7 protein-coding genes are annotated in these 13,390 nt (G+C 54.0%); 1 reads left to right on the forward strand and 6 read right to left on the reverse strand.

Annotation, left to right across the window (positions count from 1 at the left end; all coding sequences use genetic code 11):
• Positions 1–12: 12 nt before the first annotated feature.
• Together ACRRUX_RS01635 and ACRRUX_RS01640 are read right to left on the reverse strand one after the other, a co-directional pair.
• On the reverse strand, positions 13–1,443 hold the full coding sequence (locus tag ACRRUX_RS01635; protein ID WP_432526505.1) for a sulfatase: 1,431 nt from the start codon (positions 1,441–1,443) through the stop codon (positions 13–15).
• Between the two features lie 40 nt (positions 1,444–1,483).
• Positions 1,484–2,989, reverse strand: a complete 1,506-nt coding sequence (locus tag ACRRUX_RS01640) for a sulfatase family protein (protein ID WP_432526507.1) — start codon at positions 2,987–2,989, stop codon at positions 1,484–1,486.
• Between the two features lie 452 nt (positions 2,990–3,441).
• Here ACRRUX_RS01640 and ACRRUX_RS01645 point away from each other — a divergent pair, with 452 nt between their 5' ends.
• The gene (locus ACRRUX_RS01645) at positions 3,442–5,646 is read left to right on the forward strand and encodes a tetratricopeptide repeat protein (RefSeq protein WP_432526509.1); all 2,205 of its coding nucleotides are present in this window, start codon (positions 3,442–3,444) and stop codon (positions 5,644–5,646) included.
• Positions 5,647–6,854: 1,208 nt separating this feature from the next.
• On the opposite strand, the gene ACRRUX_RS01650 is transcribed toward ACRRUX_RS01645, so the two are convergent.
• The 4 genes from ACRRUX_RS01650 to ACRRUX_RS01665 all read right to left on the reverse strand — a co-directional run bounded on the left by ACRRUX_RS01650 (position 6,855) and on the right by ACRRUX_RS01665 (position 13,270).
• Positions 6,855–8,291 carry a sulfatase gene (locus ACRRUX_RS01650; RefSeq protein ID WP_432526511.1) on the reverse strand — a complete coding sequence of 479 codons (1,437 nt, stop codon included), beginning with the start codon at positions 8,289–8,291 and terminating at the stop codon, positions 6,855–6,857.
• 2 nt (positions 8,292–8,293) lie between these two features.
• Positions 8,294–9,898 carry a sulfatase family protein gene (locus ACRRUX_RS01655; protein WP_432526513.1) on the reverse strand — a complete coding sequence of 535 codons (1,605 nt, stop codon included), beginning with the start codon at positions 9,896–9,898 and terminating at the stop codon, positions 8,294–8,296.
• Positions 9,898–11,733 carry an alpha-1,3-galactosidase-related protein gene (locus ACRRUX_RS01660; protein WP_432526515.1) on the reverse strand — a complete coding sequence of 612 codons (1,836 nt, stop codon included), beginning with the start codon at positions 11,731–11,733 and terminating at the stop codon, positions 9,898–9,900. The genes ACRRUX_RS01655 and ACRRUX_RS01660 overlap by 1 nt, the downstream gene beginning before the upstream one ends.
• A 64-nt stretch (positions 11,734–11,797) precedes the next feature.
• The gene (locus ACRRUX_RS01665) at positions 11,798–13,270 is read right to left on the reverse strand and encodes a sulfatase family protein (protein WP_432526517.1); all 1,473 of its coding nucleotides are present in this window, start codon (positions 13,268–13,270) and stop codon (positions 11,798–11,800) included.
• Positions 13,271–13,390 lie beyond the last annotated feature (120 nt).

The raw sequence follows: 13,390 nt of genomic DNA on the forward strand, positions 1-13,390 counted from the left end.
TATTGCGCATCCTTATTTCACCAGTGGCCTGGCCTGCTCAATCTGATAGCGCTGATACCAGCTATCCAGTTGCTGCTGCAATTGCTGATGAACCTGTGGTTGCTGCGACAACAGATTTCGCTGCTCGGTAATATCACTGGCCAGATTATACAGCTCCTGGCGGTTATCCTCATAAAAGGTAATCAGCTTCCAGTCTCCCTGCCTGACCGCTACGCTGGGCGTGTTGCCGCTGGCATGGTAATGAGGGTGGTGCCAAACCAGAGTACGCCCTCTGGCCTCATCCGGATGTTCATCCAGCGCCAGCAGATCATCACCGTCTATGCCCTGAGGCACACTTGCCCCGGCGACATGCGCCAGCGTGGGATACAGATCGACCGTGGAGGTCAGGGTGTCATACAACTGCCCCTTTTGCTGCGCGGGCATGCGGATCATCAAGGGGATGCGGATCCCGCCTTCATACACCCAGCCTTTGCCCAATCGCAGCGGCAGATTGGCGGTGGAAACCTCTCTGTCGTCACCCTGTGCCCGGGTAGAAAATCCCCCATTGTCCGACGTCAGCACCACCAGGGTATTGTCATCCAGCTCCAGTTTATTCAAGGTCTCCAGCAATCTGCCCACCGAGCGGTCCACCGCCCAAATCATGGAGGCATATTTGGCGTCGACCTGACTGAGCTGAGTACGGCTGTGATTGACGTCATCCAGTAAATAAGCCGGTTTACTGCCCACTTTGTCTGATTTGTCACTGAAGTATTCGTACTTCTGCGGTCCGGCCTCCAGCGGAGTATGTACCGCGTAGTAGGACAGCATGGCAAAAAACGGTTTATCGTGGGGCTGCTCGATAAAGGCGATGGTTTCTTCCGTCAGCCTGTCGGTCAGATGTTGCCCCGGCTTACGATTGGGCAGTTGCGGATTTTTATAGGGATCATAATAGCCACCTCTTGGCGAGCCTTTGTCGAACCCGCCAATATTGACATCAAACCCCTGATCAGTCGGCAAATACCCGTCGCCCCCCAAATGCCATTTCCCGGCAAAGAAGGTGTCGTAGCCACTGGCTCGCAGCGTCTCGGCCAGCGTCACTTCCTCCAGCGCCAAATGTTCGGCCTTTTGGGGTTCAGTAACTCTGGGATGAGGCTCCTCGAATCCGGGGATATGAGTGGTGATTTTGAGTCGGCTGGGATGTTTGCCTGTCATCAATGCTGCCCGGGTCGGCGAACAAACCGGAGATGCGGCGTAAGCCTGGGTATACAACCGGCTTTGACTCGCCAGCCGGTCAATGTTGGGCGACTCATAATACTGGCTGCCATAGGCCCCCAGATCCATCCATCCCAAATCATCCACCAGGATCAGCAGAATATTGGGAGCCTGTTGCTCCGCGGCAATGAGCGGCAATGCGCAGCTCAATGCCAGTAATCCGCTGAGCAAAGTCAATTTGGCTTGTTTCATTACGCTTATCCCCTGTTCGTTCGCTATGGCAAAAACCCGGTTATTTCACTGCCAGTTGTTGCCAGTACTGCAGTTCCCAACCGGCAGGCTTTGCCAGCGTGTTGAACCACTGCCGGTAGTCCTCAGTCAGTTTGGCGACCACCTGAGGATTGGCCTTGGCAAGATTGTGCTGCTCCGCGTGATCCTCTGTGACATCAAACAGCTCAGTGGTTTTGGTGTCTGCCCAGTATCTCAGCATCCAGGGACCACTGCGTACCGCCCAGGCTGGTTCGCCGGAGGCTTTGTCGTCAACTTTTCCACCATCGTCATCCCGGTCGAATCCCCAGTGATGAGACACCTGACTGGCCCAGAACAGCTGGCGCCTGTCTGCAACCGGCGCTTTCAGGCGTGGCAGCAGGCTTACACCATCCAGATTGGCAGGTAACGTCTGACCGGCTGCCGCCAGTGCGGTAGGCAACAAATCCATTGACGACACCGGCTTATCATCGACCCGCCCGCCGTTAATCAATGATTTTGGTCCCCAAATCACCACCGGCACCCGGGTGCCACCCTGCCAGACCTGACCTTTGTAACCGGTAAAAGGCGCATTGGCCGGCAGCGGGAATGGCTTGCCACCCGGGGCCCCGTTATCACTCAGGAACATAATGATGGTGTTGTCCAGCTGCCCCTGCTTGGCCAGGGATGCCATCACGCGGGCAACCCCCTGATCCAGTGCGTACAGATAGGCATAGAAAATATCCAGATACTTATCACCGCTCTGAAATTGCTGCTGATATTGTTCGGGAGCAGGCTCTTTCAACGGACCGTGTACCGCGTTGTAGGCCAGATATAAAAAGAAGGGGCGGGATTTATCCGCTTCAATAAAGGAGATGGCTTTGTCGGTCAGCTGATCTGTCAGATACCCCTTGGCTTTGGCTTTGTTGCCATTCTCCTCAAGAATGGTCGACCCATAATAAGGGGTGCCAGAACGGTCAAAACCAAAGAAATAGTCAAAGCCTCTGGCATTGGGCGCCTGACCTTCCTTGTTGTCCGCTTTGCCCTCGCCTTTGCTCAAATGCCACTTGCCAATGGCCCCGGTGCGATAACCCGCTTGTTGAAACTCCTGCGCCAGCACCCGCTCAGAAACCGGCAGACCGGCCGCTTTCACATCCGCGTTATTGTAAACCCCGAATCGCTGCGGGTAGCGTCCCGTCATCAGTGCCGCCCGACTCGGACCACACAGGGGACTGGGCACGTAAGCGTTGGTAAAGCGCACGCCCTCACTGGCCAGCTGACTCAGGGTCGGCGTGGCCCGGCCGGCAAACTCCCGCGCCAGCGCCGGAGAGTAGCGCTGGCTGTCGCGCTCCAGATTCTGAGGGTTGTAGCTGCCCTCCAGCGCCAGATCCAGATTCATGGCCACATGACCAAACCCCATATCATCGGCCATCACCACCAGCACGTTGGGCTTGCGTTCAGCGGTCTGAGGCTCACCTGCAACTCCCCATCCACTGACGAGCATTGCTGCCAGCCCCCACAGCAATGTCGACGCCCTTGACCTTGTTTTCATGCTTTCCCTCTTTGATATTTCATTGTCCGATTACCGGCGAAAATCACCGACCTGGCTCAATTTAATACCATTTATAATATAAATATCAGGCGATTTACCCAGATTTACACAAATCCGCAACATGAGCAAGCCGGTGTTCCCTTGTTGGGGAAAATCACGCCACAGCGATTTTTATCAAACAGTTAAGAGTCAATGAATGTCAGGTGTATCAGGGATCATCATCATACTTCAGGCGCCAGAGCAGATAGTCCAGGGTCATTAGTACAGTTGCGAATCTGGCACATCCCTCCTGAAATATATATGATAAATTCAGATTGTTAACATTCTCACAGCATGATAACCGACAGGCCGCCATTATTGGCGAGCTTAATGATAGGCAGGCGTCGCCATCGGCAGACTCAGCCATTTACCGTCTCAGCCACTTACATGGACGGCCAGCTTCAGGAGTAATTGTGTCCTTACCTTTGAATATCAGTCTTGCCGCCTTGCTGCTGTGTTGCAGCGCATCCCAGGCCAATCCGGGCATAAAACCGGTAGCGCTCGATAATACTGTATGTACCCATTGTCACAGCGCACAACATCAGGCCTGGCAAGCATCCGACCATGCCCGCGCCATGGCTCTGGCTACCTCCACGCCAGGCACACCAGATACGCCGGATAAGATTGCTGCAGACTTCTCTGATATTAAGGTCAGCCACTTTGATCAGCAGGCCCGTTTTTATCTGCACAATGGCCAGCCCATGGCCGATATTGATGATGGCAATCAGCAGCAAACCTTTGAGGTGCTGTACAGTTTTGGGTATTACCCGCTGCAGCAGTATCTGGTCAGTACCGGTAAAGGCCGGCTGCAGGTATTGCCATTCGCGTGGGACAGCAGGCCGGAGCAGGAAGGCGGTCAGCGCTGGTATCACAACTACGCCACAGAGCAAATAGACGCCAATGACAGACTGCACTGGCGTCAGCCACTGCAAAACTGGAACGGCATGTGCGCCGATTGTCATTCCGACGGTCTGGTGCGTCACTATGATCCGGATAAAGACGAATTCGCGACCCGCTGGGACAACATCAATGTTGGCTGTCTGTCCTGTCATGGCGACATGCAGGCCCACGCAAGGGATCCGCAAACGGCACTGAGTCAGCAGGCCAGTTTGCAAATCCAGGTGACCGGCAAAGGCAGCTGGCAAAGGGACAAGGCGACCAACATAGCGTCCTGGCAAGGACCGCCCCGCGACAACCGCTTTATGGAAAACTGTTTTGCCTGCCACTCGCTGCGCACACCGCTGACCGATGGATTCAAGGCCAACGTCCCCTTTCTGGAGCAGTTCAGTCCACAGTTGGTCAACGCCCCGCTCTACTATGCTGATGGCCAAATCAAGGAAGAGGTCTACGTCTACGGCTCGTTTATGCAAAGCAAAATGGCCGCGGCGGGGGTCAATTGCCAGGATTGTCATGACAGTCACACCATGCAAGTCAAAGTGCCGGGCAACGGCCTGTGCCTGCAATGCCACAACCCAGATGCCTACAATGTTGCAGCTCATCTCAATCATGAGGCGGGCAGCAAAGGCAGCCAGTGTGTCGATTGTCATATGCCCCAAACCCGTTATATGGGAGTGGATGACAGACGTGACCACAGCTTCAGCATTCCCAGACCGGCGCTCACGGCGCAATTTGGCATCCCCAATGCTTGCGAGCGTTGCCACTCGGACAAAGGAACTCAGTGGGCCATAGCTCAGGTCAACAAAGCGTATCCCAACCCCAAAGCCCAGCTTAGCGCCAATCAATTGCGCCTGATTGAATTAAGAGCCGGCGCGCCAATCAGTGCGCAGGCACACCGTGCAATTATCGATGACGCCAGCCTGCCTGTGCTGAGTCGCGCCAGCGCCATTGAACTGTTGCCAATAACCCACAATGAACTGCCGTCGGAGTGGTTCAGCCGGTATCTGCATCATGCAGAGCCCCTGCTCAGGCTGGCAGCTGCCGCTCAGGGCGGACTGCTGCCGCAATCGGCACAGCAGGGACTGATCACCCCTTTACTTGACGATAACCTGCGCGCGGTGCGGGTAGCCGCGGCGCGCACGCTGTCGATGAATCAGCCACAGCAGGAGCCCTCATCACCTGCCATCAGTGAGCTTAACAGCGCCAATCGAATAAGCGCCTGGCGCGGCGAAGGTCGCATGAATCAGGCGTTGATGTTACTGGCTACGGGTCGCTGGCAGGAAGCGTCGGATGAACTGCAGGCAAGCATCAGGATTGATCCATTTTTCGCCCCCGCCTATGTGAATCTGGCAGATATCTACCGGGCGACTGGGCAAACGGCAAAAGCGGGCGAAATATTCAGGCTTGGGCTAGCCAATAACCCCCAATCGGCGGATCTACATTATGGCTATGGCTTACAGCTGATCAGAGCCAAAACTTATCAGGAAGCAGAGCAACACCTGAGCCAGGCTGCCACCCTGGCGCCCGACAATGGACAATATGTGTACGGCTATCTGCTGGCTCTGGACAACAATGGTAAGCAGGTACAGGCGCTGAAGATATTGAAAACCTACCTGCAAACCCATGGTGCCGATCCGCAATTGCATGCGCTTGGTCTGGCGCTTGCCCGAAAGGCCGGCGATTGGGTGACGCTCAATCAACTGTTGCAAAGCGGTAACTGAGTAAAAGATGCGGCCCGGCGTCAGTTGGTTATCCACGATTGACGCCGGTAAATTTAACGTGATGCCAAAAAGCGGTGAGTCACACCGGTATTAGCTCACAACCTTCTTTTACCACTATCAACGCAATATCAGCAGCAACTCAGGAATGTTGTTCCTCAAGCCAACCCGTTATAGTCGGTCGCAATGATTGTGCCGCAATTGACATCCCAAAAACACATAATACCAATTTCATTTAATAGTTGATCTGTTTCCGCGGGAGTTCAATGCGCTTGAGACAAGGTCACTAACGGCTCCTCGGCAACGGCTCCAGCACTGCGCTACCTCCTGCATCCATACAGTCGTGCATTAATGACATTCGCCACATCCTTGTGGCTTGCGAGCCGGCGAAGTCATAGTGGTGCTATGCCTAGACGGCTGAGCACAGTATCAAGTGCATTGAAACCCGCACTGCGTGAGCATGTCAGGCATCCTGCTTGTATGTTGCATTGCTCTTAACGGGAGCCCCCTTAGTCAATCAATGTGCCTTGAATCAGCATCCCTGACACGCTCTGAATTGATCCAACTATTAACGAAGTTGGTGTAAGTGACCACTTACCTGCAGCTAACTTACAGCCCGGGCCTGAGCTAAAAAAGAGAAAAAGAGGAAAAAGAAAAGACAACAAAATTTGACCTGCCAAATACCACTCGGGACAATACCGCCACTCGGTGTTAGCCATAGCTTGAGCCGCTGTCATACAAAGATGATCAGACGTTCGCAGTGCCACTCCCGACATCTACCAACAAAAGAAATTCAGACTGAATCTGCAACCAAAAAAATGGCCGGAGTCACAGGTGAGCCAACCGAGACCCCGGCCTAATAGCGTTGGGACGCCAAAAGTACACAAGTAAGAACTATGGATATCTGCTTCATCAGGCTTCAGCGCCACTCAACGTACGTCTGTCACAGCTTCGCCCTGTATCATGTGCTCAGGAGTGAGCGTCCCTAGCAGCAATACACAACTGAAGCCGACGGCTGAAACAGTGACAATACTGAGCACCTGCAAGCGACTGTCGGACAGATGCCAGACAGCACTCCCAAAAACGTCTCTGAATTGGCACCAAGCGCAAATGAAACCGATATTCAGGTTGGGCAGCAACAAATGGACTCCAAGACCCGAAGAGTCCGACCTCCGTCTGTCTGCTGCCCGGCAACAGACGGAAGCAATGGGTTACAGCAGATCCGGACGCTTCAGCGTGGGGTTAACGCCCACCTCTTTCTGCCATTCAAGCAACGACTGTTTCATTGCCTGAACCTGTTGCGGATACTGGGCCGCCACATCTGTGGTTTCCGATGGATCGGCCTGCAGGTCATACAGCTCGGCTTTACCTGAAACGAACGCCACCAGTTTCCAGCGTTCACCTATCACAGCCGCGTAAGCATCCTCATAATTGCGATACAGGATCACCTGATGACGATCTGACGTTTTGCCATGCAGCAGCGGCACTATGCTCTGACCATCAAGAGGTTTGACCGAGGCCGGATCGCCACCGGCAATCTCCATAAAGGTCGGCAACATATCGGTGGATAACACCAGTTGCTCAGAGACAGCGCTGGCAGGTGTTACGCCGGGCCAACGCACCAGTAATGGGACTCTGGCGCCCCCTTCATACAGGGCTTTGCCTCCCAGTTTTCCACCCCGCAGCGGCGCGTTGCTGAAAAAGCCGCCCTGATCCGAATAGAAGATCACCACTGTGTTATCCGCCTGACCGGACTCCTCCAACGCCTGCAGAATACGACCTACCGACTTATCCAGCGCCTCAACCATGGCACCGAAATTGGCATAATCCGGCTGCAGTCCTTTATCCAGATATTTCTGAACACCTTCGGCAGGTCCCTCATGCGGGGTGTGCACTGTATAGTAGAAATTGGTCAGCATAAACGGCTGTGGTTTGTCATAGCCTTTGATAAAGCGCACCACATCATCGGTCAATCGCTCGGTCAGGTAGGTGCCTGGTGGCGTATCCGGATAAGGATTGCGGTAGGCCTCCCAAAATGGCGCAGTGTAACTTTTGGGATGACCTGCGGTAGATACCCCAAACTGCTCATCAAAGCCTTGTTTGATGGGGAAATACTCTTCAGATCCCAGATGCCACTTGCCGGAAAATGCGGTGTAGTAGCCCAGCGGCTTCATGACCTCGGCAATCGAAGTCACCTCCAGCGGCAAGTAGTTTCGTGAGGGTTCCTGCGCCGGATCAGTCGGTAACACATGAAACTCCTGAGTCGCGCGGTGGAACTTGTCGAATCCCATTTTGGCGCTGCCATCGGGAATGTGTCTGGGCATCTTCAGCCGTGCCGGATGCTGGCCGGTAATCACCGATGCCCGGCTCGGGCTGCAGGTGGGTGAGGCCACATAAGCCCGGGTGAACTCCAGACTTTGCTGTTTCAGACTGTCGATATTGGGGGTATCCCAGCGGCCGCTGCGATAGCCAAGATCTGTCCAGCCCAAATCGTCGGCGAACAGCAGCAATATGTTGGGTTGCTGTTGAGTTTGCTTATCGTCAGTTGCCGCTGGCGCGGTGGTTTGCGCGCAGGCTGTCATCGACAGCGTCAGCGCCATCATGGCCACCAGCGGTCGCAATCCCTGACTGAAGTTAGGGTAAATCATGGTTATTCTCCTGCAGCCGGTTTGGCATCACACTGGTTTTGAAAACATTTCGGGTGTTTAGCCATCATCGCCTGCACCGATTTATGTTGAGCTTTCCGCAGTGAGTCACTGTTGTACAAATGGGCCGGCACGGTCAGTCCGGGCACAGTGATAGGGGCCGGTTTATTCGCCTGCCAGCCATGAATGGCCCGGCGCATGCGGGTGACCCGCTCCTGATATCCGGCTTCATCCGCCAGATTATGCAGCTCCTTTGGGTCACGACGCAGATCATACAGTTCCGCCTCACCCTCGCCGGACGTACCTGAGACAATGAGCTTGTAATCGCCCTGGCGGTACATCAGATCGCTGCGCTGGGAAAAGGCAGAATTCTTCCAGTCTTGTGCTTTGCCTGCAGTCAGTGGCAGCAGTGATTGCCCCTGAACACCGTTGGGGATATCGATGGCCATCATCTCCAGCAGGGTTGGCATCACATCTATGCTCTCCACGACCTGCTCGACGACTTTGCCCTGATTGAACAACCTGGCATATTGGGTGTTTTTGCCTGCACGGATGATCAGCGGAATACGGCTGGAGCCTTCATACATCACTCCTTTGAACCACTTGCCGTGATCCCCGAGCATGTTGCCATGGTCGGCGCTGAACACCACTATGGTGTTGTCCGCCAGCCCGGAACTGTCCAGATAGCTCAGCACCCGCCCGACATTGTCATCCACGTTGGTGATATGCCCCAGATACTGGGCCGTCAGATCCCGCATCATCTGCTCATCATCGATCAAATGCCGGGACATTCCCTTGTTTCCTTTGGCGATAGCCGCCTGACGCTGTGCCTTGACCTCTGCAGGAATGACAGGCACCGACAGCTTACTGGGGTCATACATGGACGCATAAGGCTCAGTCACCCGATACGGACTGTGAGGCTCGTTGAAACTCAGGAATAAAAAGAAGGGCTTCTCGCCATTACGCTGATCCAGGTACTCAAGCGCCCTGTCTGTCAGCCAAAAGGTCTCAAAGTCCGCTTTGTCAAAACGGTATTGGCCCAGATCATGTCCCAGTGGATCTCTGGGATAAGGCACACTGCCGGGTTTGGGAACAAAGGCTTCCGGGCCGTATTTGGCCTGCATATACTGGCGATATGTCGGCTCGCGGTTGGGGCCTTCACTGGTTCTGGACCAGAAATAGTCAAAGCTCCAGTCGTGCCACTCGGGATAAAAGTGCAATTTCCCGGAAATGGCGGTTTCATACCCCTGATGTTTCAGCAAGGTCGGCAGATCCACTTCGGCATCATTGGCCAGGGCATCCCTGGTGTTATCCAATACGCCATGGACGTGAGGATAACGTGAGGTAAAGAATGACCGTCTGGAGGGCGAGCAGATAGGTGCCGCCGTATAGGTCGTCCGGTAATATGTCCCCTGGGCCGCCAGGCGATCCAGATTCGGGGTCTTGACCACCGGATGACCGGCTACGCCCATCACATCCCATTTCATCTCATCTGTCATAATAAACAACAGATTATCGCGGGATTTCTGATCCGGTTTGGCGTCCAGCGCAGCCGCTGCTGCGGGTTGCAGCGCCAGACAGGCCAGAGAACACAACAGCAGTGCTTTCATCAGACTTCTTCCTCGACACCGTTCTTGCCTGTCTTGCGCTGAATGGTCACCTCATTGATGGACACCAGTTTGCTGCGCTCATCAAAGCCAACAAAATCATTGTCGCCATGGACAAAGCCACTGGAGCGCTCAACCTGCACCGCCGCCACCTTACCCGGCTGGTTTGGATATTCATCGGTCAGCACGATCCTGTTATTGACGAATATCACATCGCTGGTGCGACTGGCGGTCAGCACCCTGCCGTTAAACACTTTGAACTCATTGTCATGGATGCGAACATTGCGGTGAAACGGCGTGTCGGCATCCGATTTGCGACCAGGCACGATATCGATGGCTGACGAGGCCTTGGCATAGTTGCAGTTATCGAACAGGTTGTTGCGGATCTCCACTGATTCAACCGGGCCGGACTCGTACCACTTGGTCCCCCCGGAACCTATCTTGATGGCGATACCAGGAGTATGGAAGTAATTGTTTTCGATAATGATCTTGCCTTTGGCCGAGATTAGCGCGCCTCGGGCACGGTTGCGCTGGAAGCGGCTGCCGCTGATCAGCACATGCTCGGGTTGCCAGGTCAGATTATCCAGCACATCATCAATCTTCAGCCCTGCTGGCAGCGACTCTTTGAACTCCACGGTCCAGTATTTGGCGTCACGACGCTCAGTTGTGGCTATCTCGTTGGTGTGAAATACCTGCAGATCCGCATCACTGAAGCTCACCTGACTGCCCGGTTCAAAAATATCTATCCCCAACTGCTGATAGTGAACCAGTTCAAAGGTCACGCTCTTGCTGCTATGGATTTGCGCCACTCTGGCGTACATGCCATGAATATTGGTGCCATCGTCAATTTGTCCCTGAAAAATGCAGTCTTTCAGAACAATATGGCCGCGGCAATTGACGAAATGAGTTGCATCCACAGTGGTTGAAACCAGACGACCTGAGGTTTGCGTCGGTTGAATACGAACCTTGTCCAGCTTCACGCCATCGGCCAGTTGGGCGATCACTCCCATGGCACCGGAATGATGGATGTCGATATTCTCAAGCCAGGTGTTTTTGGTCTGCTGCAGCGCCACTGCCGGCCAGTCACGGTGCTCCTGCATGATAAGCAGGGTATTGCCGACTTTGGGCCAGGTTGACAGCCTGGTCGTCAGACGCAGCACGCCCGGACGCACCTGTGTGGTGATTGGCTGGATCTCACGCTGGAAGTTGTCCTGGGCCATATAGGCCTGCTCCTGCCGCTCGGTATCAAACTCCAGCAAATTTTTGATGACAGGGTTTTCAAATCCCTCCCCCACAAAACGGAAGCGGCCATCTTCAACGCGATAACGAAATCCGGGTTTCACTCTGACTTCAACATACTCTTGCTGCGGATTAACGGCCTCAATAATGGCCTCACAGTGAAACGGCACGTCCCAATCGATGGAAAAGTTCTGCAGGGTTACACCGCGGGACTGAGTTACCATAAAAGGCACAATGCCACCGTGAAACACAAAGCTGGAACCCTGACCATCCAGGGTAAAATTGTGAAAGCCGCTGAGAGGAAAGGCTACCGGCTTGATACCATCGTCGTTGTTGGAGATGTAATAGAAATCCTGATCCGCCAGGGTATACCAGAAGTCATAGCGGCCTTTGGGGAACACCAGCGTTGTCCCCGGATTCTCACGGCAATACTCAAGCGCCTGCTTCAGTGCCGGTACCACATCGTCACGGGAGTCCGGCTTGCCGCCGAAATCGGCAATGGACACCTGCTTGCCACCGGCCATGGCACCGGTGACATTGCCAACGGATGCCATTGCCAGGGCGCCCGACAGCGATTTGATAAAAGTACGTCGTTCCATCTTTCAGCTCCTCGGCACTATTTTTTTGATTGTTATTGGTTTTGCTTGTTTTTGTTTTGGACTGCTATTGGTTTTTGGGATGACGCTTCAGATAGTCCAGGCACTCGGGACTGGCACAATCTTTGTAGAACTCCAGCACTTCGCGGACGCCTTCATCGCTCTCCGGGTACTGTCCCTTATCATCGGTAGCCGCCATCCAATCGATCAGCACGGTACGCATTTGTCGCAACTGAGCCTGAAACGCAGGATCGCTGGCCAGATTGTGAATTTCAAAAGGATCTGCCTTGAGGTCATACAGCTCCTCCTGCGGCTTGTTGGGTGCCATCAACTGCGCCTGTACTTCATTGAACTTGCCTTCACGGTAAGCCTTGCGATACTCCTTGGTCATAGGCCACTTATCCCGGTACTGAGGCTGCATATAAGGACGCTGGGGCATGAAATTACGGATATATTTGAAACGGTCGGTTCTGACAGAACGCATGTGGTCGAAGGTGTAATCCAGCCGGTCCCGCGCTGAAATAATCCATTCAGGTGCCTGATAATCGGTGGCAAAGAAGTCTTCCGTGGTCATGTAGTCCGGGATTGCAATGCCTGCCAGCCCCAGGCTGGTGCCGCCTATGTCCAGTCCACGCAGAGGTTCACTGCGCACCGCACCCAGTTTGCGGATCTGCTCATTACCGGCAGGCCAGCTGACCACCAGCGGCACCTGCAAACCACCATCGTAGAGGAACTGCTTGTGGCGCAGGCTGCCGTTACCATGGTCGGTGAAGAAGAAGATCGCGGTATTTTGCAGCAGTCCATGTTGCTCCAATTGTGCCAGCACCTTGCCGACATCCAGATCGGTAGCATGCACAGCCTCATACTGCATCGCCCAGTATTCGCGGGTCAGCGGCAGATCAGCGTAATAGGGCGGCAAAGTCAGGCTATTGCGATCGACTTTGAACGGAGGGTTCTTTTCTTTGTACTTGCCGCCAGTCAGCTGCAATTGTCCGAAAAAGGGTTTGCCGGATTTGGCCACTGTCGCCGCCCAGTCAAACTCAGGACCTTCCAGCTGGCCCTGATGACCGACGATGGGACCTGGTGACAAAGAGTAAAAGCGGGTTCTGTCGTAGTGAAAGTTATAATCATCCTTGCCTATGTTGAAGGTGTCATAACCGGCATCACGAAACAATTCAGGCACGCTTTTGTGGCCTGCTGGCAAGGTAATGGGATTGTAGTCAAAGCGTGCACTTCTGTGATTGTGCAGCCCTAAGGTGGTTTGCATGTCACCGGCGATAATGGCGGAGCGTACCGCTGAGCACACAGGCGCAGGCATAATCAATTGATCAAACCGCACCCCCTGGGAGGCCAGGTTATCAATATTGGGGGTTGGCACTGTATGGTCACCATAAGCTCCCATCCAGTCATTCATGTCTTCAACATAGATCCACAGAATATTGGGGCGTTGAGGATTGGCAACCGCGGTAGCAGGTTCCTGCGGGGAACTCAGGCATCCTGTCGATATCAGCAGCGCCACTATCAGGCAAATCAATCTCATATTGCTCTCCGGGTCCTTTTAAAAAACTATAGCGAGAGTGACCACTATTTGTGCTATTTACAAATTAGATACTATTTATAATACAATTTGATTGCAACAGTGATTTAACACATTTACACA

The sequence above is a fragment of the Shewanella sp. GXUN23E genome (assembly GCF_050865035.1).
In the GTDB taxonomy this organism is placed as follows: domain Bacteria; phylum Pseudomonadota; class Gammaproteobacteria; order Enterobacterales; family Shewanellaceae; genus Shewanella.

Coding starts and splice junctions, on each gene's coding strand:
- ACRRUX_RS01665 (WP_432526517.1), bottom strand. CDS start 13,270: ATGAGATTGATTTGCCTGATAGTGGCGCTGCTGATATCGACAGGATGC.
- ACRRUX_RS01650 (WP_432526511.1), bottom strand. CDS start 8,291: ATGATTTACCCTAACTTCAGTCAGGGATTGCGACCGCTGGTGGCCATG.
- ACRRUX_RS01640 (WP_432526507.1), bottom strand. CDS start 2,989: ATGAAAACAAGGTCAAGGGCGTCGACATTGCTGTGGGGGCTGGCAGCA.
- ACRRUX_RS01655 (WP_432526513.1), bottom strand. CDS start 9,898: ATGAAAGCACTGCTGTTGTGTTCTCTGGCCTGTCTGGCGCTGCAACCC.
- ACRRUX_RS01660 (WP_432526515.1), bottom strand. CDS start 11,733: ATGGAACGACGTACTTTTATCAAATCGCTGTCGGGCGCCCTGGCAATG.
- ACRRUX_RS01635 (WP_432526505.1), bottom strand. CDS start 1,443: ATGAAACAAGCCAAATTGACTTTGCTCAGCGGATTACTGGCATTGAGC.